This window comes from Streptacidiphilus sp. MAP12-33, assembly GCF_041261265.1.
GTDB lineage: Bacteria > Actinomycetota > Actinomycetes > Streptomycetales > Streptomycetaceae > Streptacidiphilus.
Genome location: NZ_JBGCCA010000045.1, coordinates 24,710 through 45,158 on the forward strand (window position 1 = coordinate 24,710; position 20,449 = coordinate 45,158).

General features: G+C 72.3%; 20 protein-coding genes. 13 read left to right on the plus strand and 7 right to left on the minus strand.

The window, feature by feature from the left end; genetic code table 11:
- Positions 1 to 23 precede the first annotated feature (23 nt).
- Together ABH931_RS34385 and ABH931_RS34390 are read left to right on the plus strand one after the other, a co-directional pair.
- Positions 24 to 242 (plus strand): hypothetical protein, encoded by a 219-nt coding sequence (locus tag ABH931_RS34385; protein ID WP_370122415.1) that lies wholly within the window; start codon positions 24 to 26, stop codon positions 240 to 242.
- A gap of 167 nt (positions 243 to 409) precedes the next feature.
- Positions 410 to 871 carry a cupin domain-containing protein gene (locus ABH931_RS34390; protein ID WP_370122418.1) on the plus strand — a complete coding sequence of 154 codons (462 nt, stop codon included), beginning with the start codon at positions 410 to 412 and terminating at the stop codon, positions 869 to 871.
- Here the strand turns inward: ABH931_RS34390 and ABH931_RS34395 are convergent.
- The gene (locus tag ABH931_RS34395) at positions 856 to 1,974 is read right to left on the minus strand and encodes an NAD-dependent epimerase/dehydratase family protein (RefSeq protein ID WP_370122421.1); all 1,119 of its coding nucleotides are present in this window, start codon (positions 1,972 to 1,974) and stop codon (positions 856 to 858) included. The two genes, ABH931_RS34390 and ABH931_RS34395, sit on opposite strands and share 16 nt — an antisense overlap.
- A 90-nt stretch (positions 1,975 to 2,064) precedes the next feature.
- On the opposite strand from ABH931_RS34395, the gene cofD reads away from it, so the two are divergent.
- Positions 2,065 to 3,033 carry a 2-phospho-L-lactate transferase gene (cofD, locus tag ABH931_RS34400; RefSeq protein WP_370122424.1) on the plus strand — a complete coding sequence of 323 codons (969 nt, stop codon included), beginning with the start codon at positions 2,065 to 2,067 and terminating at the stop codon, positions 3,031 to 3,033.
- The gene (locus ABH931_RS34405; protein ID WP_370122427.1) at positions 3,030 to 4,343 is read left to right on the plus strand and encodes a coenzyme F420-0:L-glutamate ligase; all 1,314 of its coding nucleotides are present in this window, start codon (positions 3,030 to 3,032) and stop codon (positions 4,341 to 4,343) included. The genes cofD and ABH931_RS34405 overlap by 4 nt, the downstream gene beginning before the upstream one ends.
- Positions 4,344 to 4,540: 197 nt before the next feature.
- Here the strand turns inward: ABH931_RS34405 and ABH931_RS34410 are convergent, their stop codons facing one another.
- On the minus strand, positions 4,541 to 5,416 hold the full coding sequence (locus tag ABH931_RS34410) for a DNA-3-methyladenine glycosylase (RefSeq protein WP_370122541.1): 876 nt from the start codon (positions 5,414 to 5,416) through the stop codon (positions 4,541 to 4,543).
- Positions 5,417 to 5,579: 163 nt separating this feature from the next.
- On the opposite strand from ABH931_RS34410, the gene ABH931_RS34415 reads away from it, so the two are divergent.
- The 4 genes from ABH931_RS34415 (at position 5,580) to ABH931_RS34430 (ending at position 10,426) form a co-directional block, all read left to right on the plus strand.
- A complete protein-coding gene (locus tag ABH931_RS34415) occupies positions 5,580 to 6,344 on the plus strand; it encodes a TIGR03089 family protein (RefSeq protein ID WP_370122430.1) in 765 nt (254 codons plus the stop codon).
- 175 nt (positions 6,345 to 6,519) lie between these two features.
- The gene (locus ABH931_RS34420; protein WP_370122433.1) at positions 6,520 to 7,704 is read left to right on the plus strand and encodes an LCP family protein; all 1,185 of its coding nucleotides are present in this window, start codon (positions 6,520 to 6,522) and stop codon (positions 7,702 to 7,704) included.
- 66 nt (positions 7,705 to 7,770) lie between these two features.
- Complete coding sequence (locus ABH931_RS34425; RefSeq protein ID WP_370122436.1) at positions 7,771 to 8,427, plus strand: LytR C-terminal domain-containing protein; 657 nt, start codon at positions 7,771 to 7,773, stop codon at positions 8,425 to 8,427.
- A 382-nt stretch (positions 8,428 to 8,809) separates the two neighbouring features.
- Positions 8,810 to 10,426, plus strand: coding sequence for an LCP family protein (locus tag ABH931_RS34430; protein ID WP_370122437.1), 1,617 nt, complete (start codon positions 8,810 to 8,812; stop codon positions 10,424 to 10,426).
- Between the two features lie 165 nt (positions 10,427 to 10,591).
- Here ABH931_RS34430 and ABH931_RS34435 read toward each other — a convergent pair whose 3' ends face one another.
- On the minus strand, positions 10,592 to 11,614 hold the full coding sequence (locus tag ABH931_RS34435; RefSeq protein WP_370122440.1) for a glycosyltransferase family 2 protein: 1,023 nt from the start codon (positions 11,612 to 11,614) through the stop codon (positions 10,592 to 10,594).
- A gap of 175 nt (positions 11,615 to 11,789) precedes the next feature.
- On the opposite strand from ABH931_RS34435, the gene ABH931_RS34440 reads away from it, so the two are divergent.
- Positions 11,790 to 12,986: an LCP family protein gene (locus ABH931_RS34440; RefSeq protein WP_370122443.1), complete on the plus strand. Its 1,197-nt coding sequence runs from the start codon at positions 11,790 to 11,792 to the stop codon at positions 12,984 to 12,986.
- A gap of 17 nt (positions 12,987 to 13,003) precedes the next feature.
- On the opposite strand, the gene ABH931_RS34445 is transcribed toward ABH931_RS34440, so the two are convergent.
- The 4 genes from ABH931_RS34445 to ABH931_RS34460 all read right to left on the minus strand — a co-directional run bounded on the left by ABH931_RS34445 (position 13,004) and on the right by ABH931_RS34460 (position 15,909).
- On the minus strand, positions 13,004 to 13,801 hold the full coding sequence (locus tag ABH931_RS34445; RefSeq protein ID WP_370122446.1) for a ZIP family metal transporter: 798 nt from the start codon (positions 13,799 to 13,801) through the stop codon (positions 13,004 to 13,006).
- A gap of 80 nt (positions 13,802 to 13,881) precedes the next feature.
- The gene (locus ABH931_RS34450; protein WP_370122448.1) at positions 13,882 to 14,472 is read right to left on the minus strand and encodes a DUF4865 family protein; all 591 of its coding nucleotides are present in this window, start codon (positions 14,470 to 14,472) and stop codon (positions 13,882 to 13,884) included.
- A gap of 16 nt (positions 14,473 to 14,488) precedes the next feature.
- The gene (locus tag ABH931_RS34455; RefSeq protein WP_370122450.1) at positions 14,489 to 15,058 is read right to left on the minus strand and encodes a TetR/AcrR family transcriptional regulator; all 570 of its coding nucleotides are present in this window, start codon (positions 15,056 to 15,058) and stop codon (positions 14,489 to 14,491) included.
- A gap of 107 nt (positions 15,059 to 15,165) precedes the next feature.
- Entirely contained in the window at positions 15,166 to 15,909 is a 744-nt protein-coding gene (locus ABH931_RS34460) for a GntR family transcriptional regulator (RefSeq protein ID WP_370122452.1), read from the minus strand.
- Positions 15,910 to 16,150: 241 nt separating this feature from the next.
- Between ABH931_RS34460 and ABH931_RS34465 the strand changes: the two genes are divergently transcribed.
- From ABH931_RS34465 to ABH931_RS34480, 4 genes are all read left to right on the plus strand, one after another.
- On the plus strand, positions 16,151 to 17,314 hold the full coding sequence (locus ABH931_RS34465) for an ABC transporter substrate-binding protein (protein WP_370122542.1): 1,164 nt from the start codon (positions 16,151 to 16,153) through the stop codon (positions 17,312 to 17,314).
- Entirely contained in the window at positions 17,311 to 18,195 is an 885-nt protein-coding gene (locus ABH931_RS34470; protein ID WP_370122455.1) for an ABC transporter permease, read from the plus strand. Before ABH931_RS34465 ends, ABH931_RS34470 begins: the two co-directional genes overlap by 4 nt.
- 83 nt (positions 18,196 to 18,278) lie before the next feature.
- The gene (locus tag ABH931_RS34475; RefSeq protein ID WP_370122545.1) at positions 18,279 to 19,106 is read left to right on the plus strand and encodes an ABC transporter permease; all 828 of its coding nucleotides are present in this window, start codon (positions 18,279 to 18,281) and stop codon (positions 19,104 to 19,106) included.
- 63 nt (positions 19,107 to 19,169) lie between these two features.
- Positions 19,170 to 20,318, plus strand: coding sequence for an ABC transporter ATP-binding protein (locus ABH931_RS34480; RefSeq protein ID WP_370122458.1), 1,149 nt, complete (start codon positions 19,170 to 19,172; stop codon positions 20,316 to 20,318).
- Positions 20,319 to 20,449 lie beyond the last annotated feature (131 nt).

Genomic DNA, 20,449 nt, shown 5'->3' on the forward strand with positions numbered 1-20,449 from the left:
CCCGGGACCGGAGGGAGTGAGCGATGCCTGAGCCCGTCGATCCTCAGGAGTACCCCGCCATGGGCATCCCGCACTACCTGCTGGTCGACCCGCGCAAGGGCGTCGTCTTCACCTACGAGGCCGTCCTCCCGGGGCCGAACGGGCCACGGTACGACCTGATCAAGGAGTACGCCTTCGGCGACACGATCCCCTTCGGACCGTGGCGCATCGACACCACGGCCTTCCGGCCCTACGGGCGCTGAGAATCGTGGCGGCAGGTGAGAGCGTGCGCTACCGCGCGTCCCGCATGGTCTGCGGGCGACGCGGCATCCACGCGGAGGGCGGCGTCGCCATGATCAGCGGGCGGCCGCGGAACTGATCGCGCGCGGCGGGAGTCGAGGCGCGGGCGGTCCGCCCGTAGCCTGGCCGGATGCGCGACCGTGAACTGATCGAGGCTCTCGGGCTGGAGCCGCACCCCGAGGGCGGGTGGTACCGGCGGATCTACACCAGCCCCCATCCGCACGCCGCTGCGGGCGGGGAGCGGCCGACGGCCACGTCGATCTACTACCTGATGACGGCGGAGCAGCCGTACGGGCGGCTGCACCGGAACCGCAGCGACATCCTGCACTTCTTCCTGGAGGGCGACCCCGTCGAGTACCACACCGTCGAGCCCGAGGGGCGGCTGCGGGTCGAGGTGCTCGGGGAGGGCGACGCCCGCCATCTGGTCGTGCCCGGTGGGTGGTGGAAGGCGTCGCGGGTGCCCGCAGGGGCGCGGTACGCGCTGGTCGCGGAGGTGGTGACCCCGGGGTTCGACTTCGCGGACCACGCGTTCGCACGGGAGACGGACCTGCCGGTCGCGCACCGGGACGCGTTGCGTCAGTTCCTGGGGTAGGCCTCCGCCGCGGCCCCGCTCCTTGTCGCGGGCTCCGCCGCGGCCCCGGCTGTTGCCGCGGGCTCCGCCGCGGCCCCGCTCCTTGTCGCGGGCTCCGCCGCGAACTCCGCCATGCCCTCCGCGAAGGAGACGCGCGGGGTCCAGCCGAGCTCGGCGCGGAGGCGGCGGGAGTCGGCGGTGATGTGGCGGACGTCGCCGAGGCGGTACTCGCCGGTGACGACCGGGGACGGGCCGCCGTGGGCGGTGGCGAGGGCGGAGGCGAGGTCGCCGACGGTGTGGGTCTCGCCGCTGCCGACGTTGTAGGCGCGGAAGGTGCCGGGCTCGCGGGCGTCCAGGGACGCCAGCGCGGCGATGTTCGCCGAGGCCACGTCGGTGACGTGGACGAAGTCGCGACGCTGGGCGCCGTCCTCGAAGACGCGCGGGGCCTCGCCGCGCGCCAGCGCCGAGCGGAAGAGGGCGGCGACGCCGGCGTAGGGGGTGTCGCGCGGCAGGCCCGGGCCGTAGACGTTGTGGTAGCGCAGCGAGACCGCCGCGCCGCCGCAGGCGCGGGCCCAGGCGGAGGCCAGGTGTTCCTGGTGGAGCTTGGTCGCGGCGTAGACGTTGCGCGGGTCGGCGGGGGCGTCCTCCTCGACCAGGCCCGGTGTCAGCTCCGCGCCGCAGGTGGGGCAGCGGGGATCGAAGCGGCCCGCGTCGAGGTCGGTGACGCGGCGCGGCGGCGCCGGGACGCACCCGTGCGTGGCGCACGTGTAGCGGCCCTCGCCGTAGACCACCATCGAGCCCGCGAGCACGAGGCGCCGCACGCCGGCCCGGGCCATCGCGGCGAGCAGGACGGCCGTGCCCGTGTCGTTGTTGCTCGCGTAGGCGGGGGCGTCCGCGAAGTCGACGCCGAGGCCGACCATGGCCGCCTGGTGGCAGACGGCGTCCACTCCGCGCAGCGCGTCCGAGACCACGTTCGGGTCGCGGAGATCACCGCGCACGGATGTGACGCCTGGCAGCGACACGGGTCGCTGATCAAAGACGTGAACAGTGTGCCCGTCCGAGAGCAGTGCTCTCGCAACGGCCGTCCCGATGAATCCGGCCCCGCCCGTCAGCAGTACGTCCATGCCGACGACGCTAGGCCCGTCCGGACCCGAAAACAGCCGGGAGCGCCGCCGCGTCATCACTCCGTAAGGACGCCTGGAAGGATGGGCGGCATGCGCATCACCGTACTGGCCGGAGGAATCGGCGGGGCCCGCTTTCTGCGCGGGCTCAAGGCGGCGGTCGGCCCCGCCGACGAGATCACCGTCATCGGGAACACCGGGGACGACATCCACCTGTTCGGGCTGAAGGTCTGCCCCGACCTCGACACCGTGATGTACACGCTCGGCGGCGGCATCCACGAGGAGCAGGGCTGGGGCCGCGCGGACGAAACCTGGTCCGTCAAGGAGGAGCTCGCCGCCTATGGCGTCGGCCCGTCCTGGTTCGGCCTGGGCGACCGCGACTTCGCCACCCACATCGTCCGCACCCAGATGCTCGGCGCCGGCTACCCGCTCAGCGCCGTCACCGAGGCGCTGTGCGACCGCTGGCAGCCCGGCGTCCGCCTGCTGCCGATGACCGACGACCGCGTGGAGACCCACGTCGTCATCGAGGACCCCGAGCAGGACGGCAAGCGCCGCGCGGTCCACTTCCAGGAGTACTGGGTCAAGCTGCACGCCGCCGTCCCCGCCCAGGCGATCCTGCCGGTCGGCGCGGAGACCGCGAAGCCCGCGCCCGGCGTGGTCGAGGCGATCGCGGAGGCGGACGTGATCCTCTTCCCGCCGTCCAACCCGATCGTCTCCATCGGCACGATCCTCGCCGTTCCCGGCGTGCGCGAGGCGCTGGTCGCCGCGCGGGCGCCGATCGTCGGCCTCTCCCCCATCGTCGGCGGCGCGCCGGTGCGCGGCATGGCCGACAAGGTGCTGGAGGTCGTAGGCGTGGAGACGAGCGCGGCGGCCGTCGCCCGGCACTACGGCTCCGACCTGCTGGACGGCTGGCTCGTCCACACCGGCGACGAGGCGGCGGTCGCCGAGGTCGAGGCGGCAGGGATCGCCTGTCGCGCGGTGCCGCTGCTGATGACCGACGTGGAGACGACGGCGGCGATGGCCCGTCAGGCCCTGGATCTCGCCGAGCAGGTGCGCGCGTGAGCGCGGTCCCCGACTCGGTGGAGATCTTCTCCGTCGACGGTTTCCCCGAGGTCGCGGCCGGTGACGACATCGCCGCGCTGCTCGTCGGCACGGAGGGCTTCGCGCTGCGCGACGGCGACCTGGTGGCCGTCACCTCGAAGATCGTCAGCAAGGCGGAGGGCCGGCTCGTCCAGGCCGAGGACCGCGAGGGCGCGATCGACGCGGAGGCCGTCCGCGTCGTCGCCCGGCGCGGTCGCACCCGGATCGTGGAGAACCGCCAAGGCCTGGTCATGGCGGCGGCCGGCGTCGACGCGTCGAACGCCCCGGCCGGCACCGTGCTGCTGCTGCCGGAGGACCCGGACGCGTCCGCGCGGGCGCTGCGCAAGCGCCTGCACGAACTGACCGGCGCCCGCGTCGGCGTGCTGATCACCGACACCTTCGGCCGCCCCTGGCGCAACGGCCTCACCGACGTGGCGATCGGCGCGGCGGGCGTGGCGGTCCTGGAGGACCACCGCGGCCGGGTCGACAGCCACGGCAACGAGCTGTCCCTCACCGTCACCGCGACCGCGGACGAGCTCGCCGCGGCGGCGGACCTGGTCAAGGGCAAGACCTCGGGCCGCCCCGTCGCGCTGGTCCGCGGCCTCGCCCATGTCGTCACGGACGAGGACGGCGACGGCATCCGCCCGATGATCCGCCCCGCCGAGGAGGACCTGTTCCGGCTCGGCACGTCCGAGGCCGTCCGCGAGGCCGTCCACGGCCGCAGGACGGTTCGCACCTTCACCGACGAGCCGGTGGACGCCGGCGCGGTCCGCCGTGCGGTCGCGGCGGCGATCACGGCTCCGGCTCCGCACCACACCACGCCGTGGCGGTTCGTCCTGCTGGAGTCCGCGGCCTCCCGCACCCGCCTCCTCGACGCGATGCTCGCGGCCTGGAACCGCGACCTGGTCGCCCTCGACGGCTGGGACGCGGAGCGGGTGGCCCGTCGCGTGCGCCGGGGTGACGTGCTGCGCAACGCGCCGTACCTGGTCGTCCCGTGCCTGGTCGTGGACGGCGCCCATGCCTACCCCGACGCGCGCCGCGCTGCCGCGGAGCGGGAGATGTTCGTGGTGGCGATGGGGGCGGCGGTCGAGAACCTGCTCGTCACCCTGGCGGGTGAGGGTCTCGGCTCGGCGTGGGTCTCCTCGACGATGTTCTGCCGCGACACGGTCCGTGAGGTCCTGGACCTCCCGGCCGGCTGGGACCCGATGGGCGCCGTCGCCGTCGGCCGCGCGGCGGCTCCCGCGCCGGTACGCCCGCCCCGCGACCCGGAGCAGTTCCTGACGGTGCGGTAGTCGCACCCCGCCAGGCGGCGTAGCCGCCTCAGGGGCGCGGGGAACTGCGCGACAAGCCACCGGCGTGCGGATGGTCCCCACCGCGCAGGGCCATCCGCGCAGGGGGGTTGCTCGCGCCCACGCAGGGGGCACCTCCCGGCCGAAGGCCGGGGGAGGAGCCGCATACCGGCAGAGCCCCGTGCCCTGGCAAAGTGCAGCTACATCTCTCGGAAATCGTGCGGCGCGTACCTCGGTGCCCGGCGGGGCGCGGCGACGTGCAGGGTGTGCAACAGGCGGCAGACGCGGTAGCGGTGGGGGCGGTAGGGCTCCAGGAGTTCCAGCATCACCGCGTCGTCGCTCCGCTCGCGTCCGGCCAGCGCCCAGCCGACCGTGTTCGGCAGGTGCAGGTCCCCCACCGAGACCGCGTCCGCGTCCCCGTTGCTGCGCTGCAACGTCTCCGCCGCCGTCCAGACGCCGACGCCGGGGACGGACGTCAGCCGGGCCACCGCCTCCGCCGGGGCCATGACGGACGCCTCCTCCAGGCGCGGAGCGAGCCTCGCCGCCCGCACCACCGTGGCCGCGCGCTTGCCGTCGACGCGGGCCCGGTGCCAGGCCCAGGACGGGATCATCGCCCAGTCCCGCGCGGCCGGCGGCGCGTACATGTACGGCGGGACGGCCGCTCCGCCCGGCGCGGGCTCGCCGAACTGCCGCAGCAGCGTCCGCCACGCCTCGTACGCCTCACCGGTGGTGACCTTCTGTTCCAGGACGGCGGGGACGAGGGACTCCATCACCAGCCCGGTGCGACCGATCCGCAGACCGGGGTGGCGGGCGTGCGCGTCGCGCAGCAGCCGCTGGCCGCGCGCGTCGAAGGTGGACGGGTCGTCGTCCGCGCCGAGCCAGCGCGGGACCGCGTCCAGCAGCCAGGACGCGCCCGCGCCCCAGGCCGTCGCCTCGACCGCGCCCTCGGCCGGGCGCGTGCGCAGGCGGAGCGTGCCGACGCCGCCGGGTGTGCGTGAGACGCGCCACAACGCACCGTCGCGCGTGCGCCGGTAGGCGGGGTCGAGGGGTCCGCGCCGCAGGAAGCCGAACGTCATGGCGACGTCGAGCGGCCCCTCGGGCTTCCACACCCGGGTGGTCTCCCGCGTCCGTACCACCCCGTCCGTCTCACTGCTCACTCCAGTCAGGCTACCGGCACGGAAAGTTAGCGGAGGGGGCCTGGTCCGATCACCGGGCGCACGCCGTAGGCTGGGCACCACCATGAGCCAGACACCCCTCAGCGGCGCAGAGTCCCCCGCCGATCTGCTGCGCTCCCTTCTCGACGCCGATCCGGCGCGGCCCCTGATCACCTTCTACGACGACGCCACGGGCGAGAGGGTCGAGCTCTCCGTCAAGACGTTCGACAACTGGGTGGCCAAGACCGCGAACCTGCTCCAGGACGAGCTGTTGGCGGCCCCCGACGACAGATGCGCGCTGCTGCTGCCCGCGCACTGGCAGAGCGCCATCTGGCTGTTCGCCTGCTGGTCGGTCGGCGTGCTGGCCTGTCCGGGCGGCGACCCGGCCAAGGCGCAGCTGGTCGTCAGCGGTCCGGACAGCCTGGAGGAGGCGCTGGCCTGCGAGGGCGAGCGGGTGGCACTGGCGCTGCGTCCGCTCGGCGGGCGGTTCCCGCAGCTGCCGGACGGCTTCGTGGACTACGCGGTCGAGGTGCCGGCGCAGGGCGACCGGTTCGTGCCGTACGCGCCGGTGGACCCGGCCCGTCCCGCGCTGGAGATCGACGGCGAGCAGCTGAGCGGCTCCCACGTGGTGGCGCTGGCGGCCGAGCACGCGCGGCAGCTGGGGCTCGGCGAGGAGGACCGGGTGCTGTCCACGCTCGGCTACAGCGACTGGGACGGCCTGGCCGGCGGACTGCTCGCGCCGCTGGTGGTCGGCGGCAGCGTGGTGCTGTGCCGGCACAGCGAGGGGCTGGCTCCCGAGACGCTGGCCCGTCGCATCGCGGACGAGCGCGTCACCCGCCGGCTGGACTGAAGCGCCGGCCTGGGCCGAGGCGGGTTCCCACCCGCGTCCCGTCCCCCGGACGGGTCACTCCGCCGTGTGCCCCCCACCGGCCCCCGGACATGATCGATGGACGGCAGCTTCCGCTGCCGTCCATCGTCGTCTACCGACCGGGGGTCTTGTGGGCAGCAGCGGCAGGCGTCGCCGGGTGGTCTTCTGGCTCTCCCTCGGACTCGGGGCGATGCTGCTCCTGGCCGTGGGCACGGTGTGGATCGGCTACACCAAGCTGAACGGCAACATCCACGCCGACACCATGACCGACAGACTGCTCGGGCCCAGCTCCTCCCGACCCACCGAGGTGGGCAGCGCCGAGAACATCCTGGTCATCGGCTCCGACTCACGGGCGGGGGCCAACGCCGCCTACGGCAGCACGATCGGGGCGCGCTCGGACACGACGATCCTGCTGCACCTCGGCCGTGACCGGCGCCGTGCCGTCGCCGTCAGCCTGCCGCGCGACGCGATGGTCTCCGTGCCCGCGTGCGAGCTGCCGAGCGGCCGGATCACGGCGCCCTACCAGGGCATGTTCAACTCGGCCTACGAGCAGGGCGGCACGGCCTGCACGATCCGCACCGTCGAGGCGCTGACCGACATCCGGATCGACCACTTCGTGGTGGTCGACTTCGTCGGGTTCAAGAAGATGGTCGACGCGGTGGGCGGCGTGGAGGTGTGCCTGTCGCAGCCGGTCGCGGACAAGGACTCCGGCCTGGACCTCCCGGCGGGACGGCAGACCCTCGACGGCGAGCAGGCGCTCGGCTACGTGCGGGTGCGCTACGCGCTGGGCGACGGCAGCGACACCCAGCGGATGAGCCGTCAGCAGGACTTCCTCTCCTCGCTGGTCGAGAAGGTCGACAGCTCGGGCGTGCTGCTCAACCCGACCCGCCTGTACCCGCTGCTCGACGCGGCGACCTCGTCGCTGACGGTCGATCCGGGGCTGGACTCGCTGAGCAAGCTGTACGACCTGATGTCGAGCCTGTCGAACCTGCCGGCGAGCCAGGTGACCTTCCTGACCGCGCCGCGCGAGCCGTACGTGAACGACCGCAACCGGGACCAGCTCAAGCAGCCGGACGCGGACGAGCTCTTCCGGCAGCTGCGCAACGACGAGCCGGTGACCACGGTGACGCCGACCGCCGCGTCACCCGGAACGGGGGCTGCTTCACCCGGGACGGTGAACGCGGGGGCGAGCCTCCCCGGCTTCGCGGAGCGCCTGCCGTTCGCCCTGCCGGCGGCCGCTCCGGCCTCGGGCAACGTGGCGGGCACGGCGGCGGGCACCGCGTCGCCCGCCCCCACGTACACCGGCCGGACGGCGGCGCAGGACGTCTGCGCCACGCCGTGACCGCCCGCTCCCAGGCGGGCCCGCTACGCTGACGCCGCGGCAACGGGATCGGAACGGGAGCGGCACGTGGGCACGCGTGGCAAGGGCGGCGGCAGGCGACGGGTCGACACCCCCGGCGCCGGGGCCCCGACGCACTCTCCCCGGTCGGGCTCGCGGGCCAGGTCGCGGGCACGGGGACGCGCGCGCCGTGGCAGCAGCGGGGCCTGGCTGGCGGCCGCGGTGGGCTTCGTGGCGCTGACGGCCGTCGGCGGGTACGTGATGCTGCACGGCGGCGGCGCCGCCCGGGCCACCGCGCAGGACGCGGCGAGACCCACCTCCGCCGCCCCGCTCCTGCCCTCCGCGTCAAGCTCCCCGAACTGCGCGCCGGAGTCGGCCGACACGGCGTTCCCGGCCTCGGGGGCGAAGGCGAAGCCGCTGGACGTCCGGGTGACGGTGCTGAACGGCAGCGGCACCATCGGGCAGGCCGAGGCGGTGCTGAGCTGGATGCAGAACACCGAGAAGTTCCTGCGCACCAGCAACGGCGGCCCGGCCGCCCACCAGCCGGCCACCACGCTCGTCTACGCGCCGAACCACGTCGACCAGGCCCGCAGCCTGGTCGCGGCACTCGGCCTGCCGGCCTCCGCCCTGCACGGGAACGGCACCTCCAGCGGGCTGCGCGATCCGATGGTGCTGACCCTCGGCGCGGACTTCCGGGGCGTCGGAAAATCTTTCTCCCACTGCTAGGAACCGTTTGCCCGGTGGTTGCGTGCTGCTGCCCGGGGGACTTCCCTGAACGATGGACCGAGTGGAATTCCGCGTACACGGTGCGTGACAGAGCGCACCGGAACTAGGTATTTCTCTTGCCCGTTCCTTGACTTCCCCTCGTGAACCGCAGGCAACGAATCGCTAAAGTCTCACGGACGCAGCGCGCGGGGGCAGGGCTGTGCACCGGACACGCCGAGGGGGGAACCGACCCTTGAACCATGACGACCGCGGGCGCACCGTGCCAAATTCGGGCACATCGCGCGAAATGCCCCACGTCATACGCACCCGGGAAAGCACGGATATCTACACCGGAAATACCGAGCCTTTTTCCCGGCCCGGAGAATCCGAATTCGACGGGGACATGACCACGGGCGGCGGACGCGCGGAGGCGCGCCGGGCACGGAGCGGGCACCGCAAGAAACCGGGCCGGAAGAAGCGCGTCCTCACGTGGACGGCCATCGCCCTGTCCTCCACGGTGCTGCTGTCCGCCGCCGGAATCTACGTCTACGTGAAGGTGCTCGACAGCAACATCCACGCGGAGGCGCTGCACTCGGGCGGTCCGGGCCCGAAGACCGTCGCGGAGCAGTCGGTGGGCGGGACCACGCCGATCAACATCCTCGTCATCGGCTCGGACTCGCGCGACAACAACGAGGACCTGAGCCTCGGCGGCTCGCAGTCCTCCGCCGGCGGCCCGCCGCACGCGGACGTGGAGATGCTGGTCCACATATCCGCCGACCGCACCAACGCCTCGATCACCAGCATGCCGCGCGACACCTGGGTCCAGCCCTACGCCTGCAAGGGCATGCCCACCGGGCACCGGAAGATCACCGAGACCCTGGCCTACGGGCCCGGTTGCGTGGTCGACACCTGGGAGAGCCTGACCCACATCCAGATCGACCACTTCGTCATGCTCGACTTCTCCGGCGTGGTGAAGATGGCGGACGCCGTCGGCGGGGTGCAGGTGTGCACCAAGCAGAACGTCGCCGACTACAAGATCAGCTACGACACGGACGGCGAGCACGAGGTGGGTTCCGACCTCGTGCTCCCGGCGGGCACTCACACGATCTTCGGCGTCCAGGCCCTGGAGTGGCTGCGCACCCGGCACGCCTGGGAGGACGGCACCGACATCGGCCGCACCCACGCACAGCACCTCTACCTGAACTCCATGATCCGCAAGATGAAGTCGGCGAACACGCTGCTCGATCCGCTGAAGGTCAACGCCCTGGCGCAGAGCGCCACCTCGGCGCTGACGGTCGATCCGGGGCTGAAGAGCATCGAGTCGATGACCTCGCTGGCCCTGGAGTTCAACAAGGTCCCGGCCAGCCGGGTCACCACGGTGACCATCCCGTTCGACCACCTGGCGCTCGACCCGCGCAACCCGAACGACTGGGTCCCGGCGCTCGACTCGGACAGCGACAAGGTCTTCTCGATGATCGCCAACGACATCCCGCTCGACAAGGGCGCCTCGTCGGCGGCACCGGGCAGCAGCCCGTCCCCGTCGGTGACGCCGAGCGCGACCGGCAAGCCGGTGGACAAGGCGGCCGTGCAGATCTCGGTCGAGAACGCCAGTGTCGACGGCCGCGGCAAGGCGATGGCCGACCACCTGGTGGCGGCGGGCTTCACCAAGGCGGTGCGCGACACCCGGACCGTCACCGGGGCCACCCAGCTCAGCTATCCGGCCGCGGACCAGGCGCAGGCCCAGGCCGTGGCCGCCGAGCTGGGTCTGACCGCGTCCACGCTCAAGGCCGACCCGTCGGCCACGGGGCTGGTGCTGCGGATCGGCAGCGAGTGGCCGAGCGGCTTCGACTTCCGCAGCACCTTGCCCAAGCAGGGGGCCGTGCCGACCTCCGCGGTGACCCAGAACGCCGCGGCGGACGCCGCACAGTGCATGGACGTCTACGCGCCCTATGTGTGGAAGGGCCCGAACCCGCCGAACGTGCCGCAGCCGGCCGGGTACAAGCCGTACACGACGCCGTGAGGCTGTGAACCGCGTTCACAGACGACCAGACGACCCGGCCGGGTCACTCGGGCCGGTTCACTCGGGCCGGTTCACTCGGGCCGGTTCACTCGGGCCGGTTCACTCGGGCCGGGTCACTCGGGCCGGGTCAGGCCCCGAGTCGGACCGGGCGGGTCCCGCCCCGGGTCAGGCCGGGCGCGTCGCCGTGCTCGCGATGACCCTGCGGGCCAACGAGCGCGGGCTGGTCAGGAAGCCCCAGCCCCAGGACATGTGCATGGTGGCCAGCGCCACCGGCAGCTGGAGGCGGGCGGCCGGGGACAGGCCCTTGCCCTCCTTGACCGAGCCGAGCAGGATCGCCGCCGCGTAGCCGCCGGGGACGACGAGCGCGACGGGCGTCAGCGCGACGCCCGCCACCAGGCCGGCCGCGCAGCCCACCAGGGCCGCCGGCGGGGCGAGGTAGCGCAGGTTGACCGAGCCGCGGTGGTAGCGGGTGACCACGCGGCGCCAGCGGCCGTAGTCCTTGTACTGCTTGGCCAGGGCCCGGACGCTCGGGCGCGGCCGGTAGGTGACCTTGAGGTCCGGGGTGAACCAGATCAGTCCGCCGGCCTCGCGGATGCGGTAGTTCAGCTCCCAGTCCTGGGCGCGGATGAACTCCTCGTTGTAGCCGCCCTGCTGCTCCAGCACCTCGCGGCGGAAGACGCCGAGGTAGACGGTGTCGGCGGGGGCGGCCTCGCCGCCGGTGTGGAAGGCGGCGTTGCCGACGCCGATCCGGGAGGTCATCGCGGCGGCGACGGCCTTCTCCCACTCGCTCTCGCCCTCGGCGGCCATGATGCCGCCGACGTTGGCGGCCTGCCGCTCGTCGAGCAGGCGCACGGCGGTGGCGATGTAGCCGGGAGTGAGCAGCCCGTGGCCGTCGACGCGCACCACGACCGGGAAACGTGAGCCCTTGATCGCCGCGTTCAGTCCGGCGGGGGTGCGGCCGGTCGGGTTGGGGACGGTGTGCACCTCGCGCGCGGTCCCGGCGGTCTCGGCCACCAGCTGCGCAGCGATCTCGTCGGTCCGGTCCCTGGACGGGCCGAGGGCGATGACGACCTCGATCTCGCCGTCGTACTCCTGCTCCAGGATGCGCTCGACGGCAGTGCGCAGGTGCCGCTCCTCATCGAGGACCGGCATGATCACGGAGACGGCGGGGAGGGGCGTGGCGTCCATAGGGGGCCACCGTACAGCGGGGTGTGGGCCCGCATCCAACGGGCCCCGAACGCATGTCCACAGACGGTCGTCAGTTCGTCTGCTTCGTCGGGGCTTCGCATCAGGATTGCTACAGCTTCCCGTTTTGAGTGATTCGTCCTACCGCCGCCCGGGACGACCGGGCATCCTCGCAGTCATGAGCGAATCGTCCCAGTGGCCGGGAGGGGAGCCGCCCCTGCCGCCCGAGCTGAACCCGCGCAACGGCACCTCCGGCCGCACCCGCCCGCGCCGGCCCTCCGGTACGGCCGTGGCCGCGCCCGGCGGCGCCCCCGCAGGCGCGCCCGCGGGCATGCCGGGCGGCGCACCGGGCGGCATCCCGGGCGGCACCTCCGGCGGCCGTCGCAAGTGGTCGCGCAAGCGCAAGATCCGGCTGACCGCGACCGTCCTGGTCGTCGGCCTGCTCGCGGTCGGCGGCGGCACCTTCGCCTGGGCCAGCAGCAAGCTCAACCACAGCAACGTGCTGACCGACTACGCCGGCCGCCCGCCCGTGGGCAAAGGCACCAACTGGCTGATCCTCGGCTCCGACAGCCGCGAGGGCCTGACCACGCAGGACCAGCAGCGCCTGCACACCGGCTACGACACCGGCGCGCGCACGGACTCGATGATGGTCCTGCACATCGGCGCCAACGGCGACACCCTGATGAGCATCCCGCGCGACTCCTACGTGACCATCCCCGCGTGGACGGACAGCAAGGGCGTCCAGCACCAGGAGGCCCGGCACAAGATCAACGCGGCGTTCGCCGAGGGCGACGGGCCGCTGCTGGTGAAGACCGTCGAGTACAACACCGGCCTCCACATCGACCACTACGCCGAGATCGGCTTCTCCGGCTTCGTCAACGTCGTGGACGACCTCGGCGGCGTGGACATGTGCCTGCCCAACGCGATCGTCGACAAGGCGTCCGGCGCCAACCTCAAAGCCGGCTGCCAGACGCTGAACGGCACCCAGGCACTCGCCTTCGTCCGCGAGCGCCACCAGGAGGCCACCCAGGACCTGGCGCGCATGCAGCACCAGCAGCAGTTCCTGAACGCCCTCGCCCACAAGGCGACCTCGATGGGCACCCTGCTCAACCCGTTCACCCTCTACCCGACGCTGGACAGCGGCCTGTCCATGCTCCAGGTCGACAACGGCACGGGGCTGACGGACCTGTCCTCGATGTTCTTCGCCATGAAGGACCTCAAGAGCGGCAACGGCAAGACCATCACCGTGCCGATCGCGGACGCCAACTACATGACCCCCACCGACGGCGACGCCGTGAAGTGGAACATGTCCGAGGCGCAGCAGATCTTCGACGCGTTCAAGAACGACACCAAGGTGCCGACGTTCTCGAACTGACGCAGCCCCGAACCGAGTCAGGCGCCGGCGGCGGTGACGATGGCGTCGGTGACGAAGCCCGCCACCACGCCGGCGAAGATGCCCCAGGTGACGAGCTCCTTCATGGCGGACCTGCGTGCCACCGACAGGAGCTCGATCACCACGTAGAGGATGGAACCGGCGGCCAGGGTCAGGAAGCCGATCGACAGGGTGTCGTTGGTGACCGACTGGCCGACCACGGTGCCGAGGAAGGTCGGCCCGCCGCCGATCAGCCCGAGCAGGCCGAGACGGCCCCAGGACGGCCGGGTCCCCTCCGCCGCGAGCGGCGCGACGATGCCGAAGCCCTCGGTGGCGTTGTGCAGGCCGAAGCCGATGATCAGCAGGACGGCCAGCTGGAGCTGGCCGGAGGCGGCGCTGTTGCCGATGGCCAGACCCTCGGCGAAGTTGTGCAGGCCGATGCCGATCGCGATCATCAGCGCGAGCGTGTCGAACCGCGACCGCCCGCCCGTCTTGCCGGCCTCCCCCGCGGCGGCGGCCCTGCGGGCCATCAGCCGGTCGAAGTAGACCAGGCCCAGCAGGCCGGCGCCGAAGCAGGCGAAGAAGAACAGGCCGTTGCCGACCGCCGGACCGTAGTGGTGGTCGGAGAGCGCGTTGTCGATCGGCTCCCAGGCGTGCGTCAGCACGTCCCAGAGCAGGAAGACCAGGATGCCGATGGCCACGGCGTTGAGCAGCACCCGCGTCCGCGGGAGAGGCGCGCGCAGGCGGCCGATCGGCAGGCCCAGGTAGATGGTGAACCCGGCGATGGCGCCCAGCAGCGCGATCTCGGACGACGACATGACGACGGGTGCCTCTCTACGACACGAAGGCTTGCGGCGAGTTAGGTTAGCCTAAGCAACTCTTCGTGCGATAGTCGGCCTCAGTTGAACAGGTCGAGCTCCGGCGCCGAGACATGCAGGACCTCGTACCGGTCGCCCTCACCGACCGGGTCCGCGCCCGCGCGCCAGAGCGTGAGGCGGACCGACTCCCAGGTGTGCGGGTCCACGGCGAGCACGGCCGTGTGGACGTCCGCCCGGGCGGCCGACTCGCGCAGGGCGGAGATCTCACGCTCCATCAACTGTGTGAGCCCCAGCCCGTCCTGGTCCGTCTCGGGCGGGAGCAGTGCGAACCGGCGCGTGGCCACGCCGACCCGCTCGTCGCGCGCCGGGCCGGCGACCGCCGCCGCGCCCAGCCACTGCCGGACCGGCACCCGGCCGAAGCTGCGGACGATGTTCTGGAAGCCGCCCCCGCGCAGCAGGAAGTCCGCCGCGGCCGCCGGGTCCCGCCAGAGGTAGAACGGCGCGTACTCGTTGACAGGCGAGCCCGCGACGCCGCGCTCACGGATCAGGTAGGCCTTGAAGCCCAGACCCGCGCGGTCGTCCAGCATCGGCGACGCGGCGGCGACGCGCTTGCGGATGATCTCCATGTCGTAGTCGGCCGGCAGCGCGATCGGATACTGCATCGCGTACATGAGGCGAACCCCCCGATCAGATACGGACAGCGGACAACAGGCCGAGCACCCCGGCAACGGCCTGGTCGAACGGTTCCGGCGATCCCGCCGCGCGGGCCAGGACGTAGCCGCCCTGGAGGGTGGCGACCAGCGTCGCCGCCGTGGCCCCCGGATCCAGCGACGGCGCCAACTCCCCTGCGGCCACCGCCTCCGCGAGCACCTCGGCAAGGCGGGAGCGGAGCCAGGCGAGCGTCTCGGTGACGGGCGCGCGCAGTTGCGGGTCGGCCATCAGCTCGGCGTCCTGGGTGAGGCCGCCGATCGGGCAGCCGCGCAGCACGTCGCGCTCGCGGCGCAGGTACGCGGCCAGCCGCTCGACGGCCGGCGCGGGGCCGGACAGCTCGGCATCGGCCTTGGCGCGCATCTCCTGCGCGTTCTCGCCGATCGCCGACCGCGCGAGGTCGGCCTTGCCGGCGAAGTGGTGGTACATGCTGCCCTGCCCGGCCCCGGCCCGCCGCAGTACGGCCTTCGGGCTGGTGCCGGTGTAGCCGCGCTCCCAGAGCAGGTCGCGCATGCTCTCGACGAGTCGCCGGGCGGTGTCGGTACTCATGACAGCCACTGTACATACCAGTAGGTACAGAATCCAGGGCCGGACGGCCCGTCGGTCGGCCCGCCCGGCGCGGGCAGGCGCCGGGCTCGCCTGGCGCGCCGGGCGCGTCAGATCTGGCCCGCCTGGCGCGCCAGCGGGTTGGAACCGATGGAGTTGGCGACGGTGAAGCTGACCGTCCCGGAGACGTACCGGTCGTCGGACCACTCGATGGGGCGCCCGGCCGGCGTCGTGGTCACCCTGCGGATGCGCAGCAGCGGGCTGCCCCGCCGGATGTCGAGCAGGCGGGCGTCCTCGGCCCCGGCCGCCACGGCGTCGATGACGTGCTCGCCGTAGGCGAAGATCATGCCGATGTCGTCGTAGAGGGCCTGGACCACCGAGGTGCACTCGGCCGGCAGGCGTTCGACCGCATCGGCCATCCAGGCGGCGTAGACGTTGCGCTCCAGCAGCACCGGCTCGCCGTCCAGGCCGCGCACGCGCAGCACCTGGAGGACCTCCTCGCCGGGCTTGATCTGCAGCTTCTCGGCGTCCTCCGCGTTGGCCGGACGGCGGTGCTGGTCCAGCACCCGGCCGGTCGCGGTGCGGCCCATGGCCGCCGCCCACTGCGCGAAGCTGCGCAGCTCGGCGAAGCTCTGGCTGCGCCGGTTGCCGAGGACGACGCGACGCGCGCCCTGACGGGAGCCGATCCGGCCCTCCGCCGTGAGCGTGGCCACCGCCTGGCGGACGGTGCCGCGCGAGACCTCGTAGCGGGCCGAGAGGTCCGTCTCGGTCGGCAGCGGGCCTCCCACCGGGTACTCGCCGCGGTCGATGGCCTGCCGCAGCTCCTCTGCGATCTCCTCGTGCCGTGCGGCCACTGTGCGCACTCCTTGATCCGTCAGCGCCGCTCGGTCGTTCCCCCTGGCAGCATCGGCGTGATCGTACCGTTACGTGCACGGTCGACGAAACGTCGTATCGGTCGGGGGGATTCCGACAGTGAATGGCATGCGTGTGTTGACGCGCCGTTAACCAAAAGGACACCATGCTCGGGCGTACTGTCATCGACTTGTTCGGACAAGTGATTCTGATCCGTCTGATCTGACGCCTCCTCAGGAGACCATCGTGACCTCCACCCTCCGGGCCGCCGCGCTGACCGGCGTTCTGGTCGCCTCCGCGCTGACGCTGACCGCATGTGGTTCCGCTGCTTCCGTCAACAAGAGCAGCGCCGGCTCCTCTGACTCTGTCAAGGCCAGCACCGCCACCTCCGCCGCCGACTTCGGCGGCATGGACGCGCTCGTCGCGGCCGCCAAGAAGGAGGGTCAGCTCAACCTGATCACCCTCCCCCGTGACTGGGCCAACTACGGCAAGCTCATGGACGAGTTCACCGCCAAGTACGGCATCAAGATCAGCGACGAGAACCCCGAGGGTTCCTCGCAGGACGAGATCAACGCGATCACGACCCGCAAGAACCAGGACCGCGCGCCCGACGCGGTCGACGTCGGCGGTGCCTTCGCGATCCAGGGCCAGCAGCAGGGCCTGTTCGCCTCGTACAAGGTCGCCAACTTCGCGGAGATCCCCGCGGGCCGCGCCGCCACCGACGGCACCTGGTACAACGACTACGGCGGCTACATCTCCATCGGCTGCAACGCCGGCAAGGTCAAGGAGTGCCCGAAGAGCTTCGCCGACCTGCTCAAGCCCGAGTACAAGGGCATGGTCGCCCTCAACGGTGACCCGACGCAGGCCAACGCCGCCTTCTCCGCCGTCTACGCGGCCGCGCTGGCCAACGGCGGCTCGCTGGACAACATCCAGCCGGGCATCGACTTCTTCGGCAAGCTCAAGAAGTCCGGCAACTTCAACCCGGTCCAGTCCAAGCAGTCCACGGTCGAGTCGGGCGAGACCCCGATCAGCATCGACTGGGAGTACCTGAACTCCGGCTACGCCTCCGAGTTCAAGTCCAAGGGCATCAACTGGCAGGTCAACATCCCGACGGACGGCCTGTACGCCGGTTACTACAACCAGGCGATCAACAAGTGGGCGCCGCACCCGGCCGCCGCCCGCCTGTGGGAGGAGTTCCTCTTCTCCGCCGACGGCCAGAACGGCTTCCTCGGCGGCTACGCCCGCCCGGTCCTGTTCGACGCCCTGAAGTCGGCCGGCACGCTGGACACCACGGCGGCCGCCAGCCTGGCCACCGTCTCCGGCACCGCGCCGATCCCGAGCCAGGACCAGATCACCAAGGCCAAGGCCGCTGTCGCCTCCGGCTGGTCGAAGGCCCTCGCCGGGTGAGCACCGCTCCGCTGAGCGCGACGCCTGCTCGCCGCCGCCCCAAGGGGGCGGCGGCGGGCCGGCTCGCCGTCCTCCCGCTGCTGCTCTTCGTCGCCGTGGCCTTCGGGGTTCCCGCCCTGGCCATGGCCTACGGTGCGTTCACCACGTACAACCCCGGCAAGCCCAGCGCCTACACGATGGGCAACCTGACCGCCTCGCTGCAGGGCGGCTACCTCGACGCGCTGATCGGCAGCGTCAAGCTGTCCGCGCTGTCCGCGCTGATCGCCGTGGTGGCCGGGCTGCTGCTGGCCCAAGCCGTCGTCACCTCCCGCTTCGCGCTGCTGCGCAAGGCCGTGCTGAGCGCCTCCGGCGTGCTGGCCAACTTCGGCGGCGTGCCGCTGGCGTTCGCCTTCATCGCCACCCTCGGCAACGCCGGCATGCTGACCACCCGGCTGCACCTGGACCAGCACGGCTGGAGCCTGTACTCCTTCAACGGCCTGATCCTGGTCTACCTGTACTTCCTGATCCCGCTGATGGTGCTGAGCGTCATCCCCTCGCTGGACGGCCTGCGCCGCCAGTGGCGTGAGGCCGCCCAGAACAACGGCGCGACCGCCTGGCAGTACTGGCGCCACGTCGGCCTGCCCGTCCTCGCCCCCTCGCTGCTCGGTGGCTTCGTGCTGCTCTTCGGCAGCGCCTTCGCCGCGTACGCGACCGCCGCCGCCATGGTCGGCGCGACCGTCCCGCTGATCACGCTGCAGATCGCCACGGCGCTCAGCGGCAACGTCTCCGCGGACGCCACCAACGTGGCCCTGGCCATGAGCCTGGACATGGTCGTCATCGCCACGCTGGTGATGGTCATCTACATCCCCCTGCAACGCCGGAGCGCCCGATGGCTGGTGTGACCGCCTCCGCCCTGACCACCGAGGGCCGCCCCGCCCCGAGCACCGCGAACGGCGGCCGCCCCACGGGCTCCCGTGGCGGCGTGCTGGCCGGGCTCGGCCGCATCCGCTGGGGCCGCGGCAGCGTACTGCTGATCTCGGCGCTGTACTTCCTGGTGCCGATCGGCGCGACGCTCTGGTTCACCGTCGACAACTCGCCGCAGGGCTTCAGCCTCGACGCCTACCGGCAGATCTTCACCGTGCCGGGTCTGTGGCCCGCGCTGCAGCTCTCGCTGCTGCTGGCCGCCGGCACCATCGTGCTGGTCTACCTGCTGCTGATCCCGACCGTCGTCGCGGTCCGCCTCGGCAGCCCGCGGCTGCGCACCGTGGTGGAACTGACCTGCACCCTGCCGCTGGTCGTGCCGACCATCGCGCTCACCGCCGGTATCTCCGACGTGCTGCGCTGGTGCAACGACAACCTGGCGCCGACGCCGTTCTACGCGACCTTCCTGTACGCGCAGAACGCGAACTTCCCCGTCGTACTGCTCCTCGCCTACGTGGTGATGGCCCTCCCGCTGGCCTTCCGCACGCTGGACGCGGGCATGCGCACCCTGGACGTGCGCACGCTGCTGGAGGCCGCCCAGAACAACGGCGCGAGCCGCGCCCGGGCGATCGTCAGCGTCATCCTGCCGAACCTGCGCAGCGCGATGCTGAACACCGCGTTCATCACGCTCGCGCTGGTGCTGGGCGAGTTCACGGTGGCCTCGATCCTCGGGTACGTGCCCTTCGCCGTCTGGATCGTCAACGGCAACAGCGCCGGACAGGGCCCGGTCACCGTGGCCGTCTCCATCGTCAGCCTCCTGCTGACCTGGCTGCTGCTGTTCGTGCTCTCCCTCGGCGGCGACCGCCGCGGCAGCACCCCCGCGCAGCAGTAACCGGCCCAGCCGGATCTGAACCAATTCTTTCTGTTTCACCTCCGAGGAGCTCCAGGAGTGTCCATGACCACCGACCCCGCGCCCGCGACGACCGTCGCCGCCGTGCCCTCCCCTGCGGGGCCGACGGACTCCTCGACGCCTGCGACCACTTCAGCACCCGGCACTGACAAGGCCACGGGTGCCACGGTCGAGTTCGTCGGCCTGCGACGCACCTTCGGTGCGACCACGGCCCTGGACGGCCTCGACCTGACGGTCCACCCCGGCGAGCTGCTGGCCCTGCTCGGCCCCTCCGGCTGCGGCAAGACCACCGCGCTGCGGATGCTGGCCGGCTTCGAGATGCCGGACTCCGGCCAGGTCCTGGTCGACGGCGTGGACGTGACCCGCATTCCCGCGCATCGCCGTGACGCGGGCATGGTGTTCCAGTCCTACAGCCTCTTCCCGCACCTGAACGCACGCGACAACGTGGCCTTCGGCCTCAAGATGCGCAAGACCGGCAAGGCCGAGCGCCACCGTCGCGCCGACGAGCTGCTGGAGCTGGTGGGTCTGCCGACCCACGGCGACCGCTACCCGCACCAGCTCTCCGGCGGCCAGCAGCAGCGCATCGCGCTGGCCCGCGCCCTCGCCCTGCAGCCGCGCGTGCTGCTGCTGGACGAGCCGCTGTCCGCACTGGACGCGAAGGTGCGCGAGAACCTGCGCGAGGAGATCCGTCGCCTCCAGCAGGAGCTGGGCATCACCACGCTGTTCGTGACGCACGACCAGGAGGAGGCGCTGTCCATGGCGGACCGCGTCGCGGTCATGCACGCGGGCCGCCTGGAGCAGTGCGACTCCCCCGCCGAGCTGTACGCGCGGCCCGCGACCGCCTTCGTCGCGGAGTTCGTCGGCACGATGAACCGCGTGCCCGGCGTGGTCACCGAGGACGGCACCACGGTCGAGGTGCTCGGCCGTCGCCTGCCCATCGACGGCACCCCCGGCCTGCGTGGCGAGGTCGACGCCCTGGTCCGCCCCGAGAACGTGCTGCTCACAGCGGGCGGCGACGCGGTCGTCACGGGCAGCACCTTCCTCGGCTCCAGCACCCGCCTCACGGTCCAGCTCGCCGACGGCACGTCGGCCAAGGTGGACCTCTCCACCCACGACGCGTCCGCCCTCCCGGCCGGCACCGCCGTCACCGTCTCCCTCCCGGACCGCCCGGTCCTCGTGGACGCACGGCGCTAGCCGTGTAGGGGCGCGGAGCCCTGCTCGATCAACTGCCTGCTGCGAGCAACCCCGGCGCGGGCAACCACCCTGTGCGGATGGCCCCGTTCGTTGCGCGACACACCACATGCGGTGGCTCGTCGCGCGGGCAG

Coding starts and splice junctions, on each gene's coding strand:
- ABH931_RS34385 (WP_370122415.1), top strand. CDS start 24: ATGCCTGAGCCCGTCGATCCTCAGGAGTACCCCGCCATGGGCATCCCG.
- ABH931_RS34390 (WP_370122418.1), top strand. CDS start 410: ATGCGCGACCGTGAACTGATCGAGGCTCTCGGGCTGGAGCCGCACCCC.
- ABH931_RS34395 (WP_370122421.1), bottom strand. CDS start 1,974: ATGGACGTACTGCTGACGGGCGGGGCCGGATTCATCGGGACGGCCGTT.
- cofD (WP_370122424.1), top strand. CDS start 2,065: ATGCGCATCACCGTACTGGCCGGAGGAATCGGCGGGGCCCGCTTTCTG.
- ABH931_RS34410 (WP_370122541.1), bottom strand. CDS start 5,416: ATGACGTTCGGCTTCCTGCGGCGCGGACCCCTCGACCCCGCCTACCGG.
- ABH931_RS34415 (WP_370122430.1), top strand. CDS start 5,580: ATGAGCCAGACACCCCTCAGCGGCGCAGAGTCCCCCGCCGATCTGCTG.
- ABH931_RS34430 (WP_370122437.1), top strand. CDS start 8,810: ATGACCACGGGCGGCGGACGCGCGGAGGCGCGCCGGGCACGGAGCGGG.
- ABH931_RS34435 (WP_370122440.1), bottom strand. CDS start 11,614: ATGGACGCCACGCCCCTCCCCGCCGTCTCCGTGATCATGCCGGTCCTC.
- ABH931_RS34440 (WP_370122443.1), top strand. CDS start 11,790: ATGAGCGAATCGTCCCAGTGGCCGGGAGGGGAGCCGCCCCTGCCGCCC.
- ABH931_RS34445 (WP_370122446.1), bottom strand. CDS start 13,801: ATGTCGTCGTCCGAGATCGCGCTGCTGGGCGCCATCGCCGGGTTCACC.
- ABH931_RS34450 (WP_370122448.1), bottom strand. CDS start 14,472: ATGTACGCGATGCAGTATCCGATCGCGCTGCCGGCCGACTACGACATG.
- ABH931_RS34455 (WP_370122450.1), bottom strand. CDS start 15,058: ATGAGTACCGACACCGCCCGGCGACTCGTCGAGAGCATGCGCGACCTG.
- ABH931_RS34480 (WP_370122458.1), top strand. CDS start 19,170: ATGACCACCGACCCCGCGCCCGCGACGACCGTCGCCGCCGTGCCCTCC.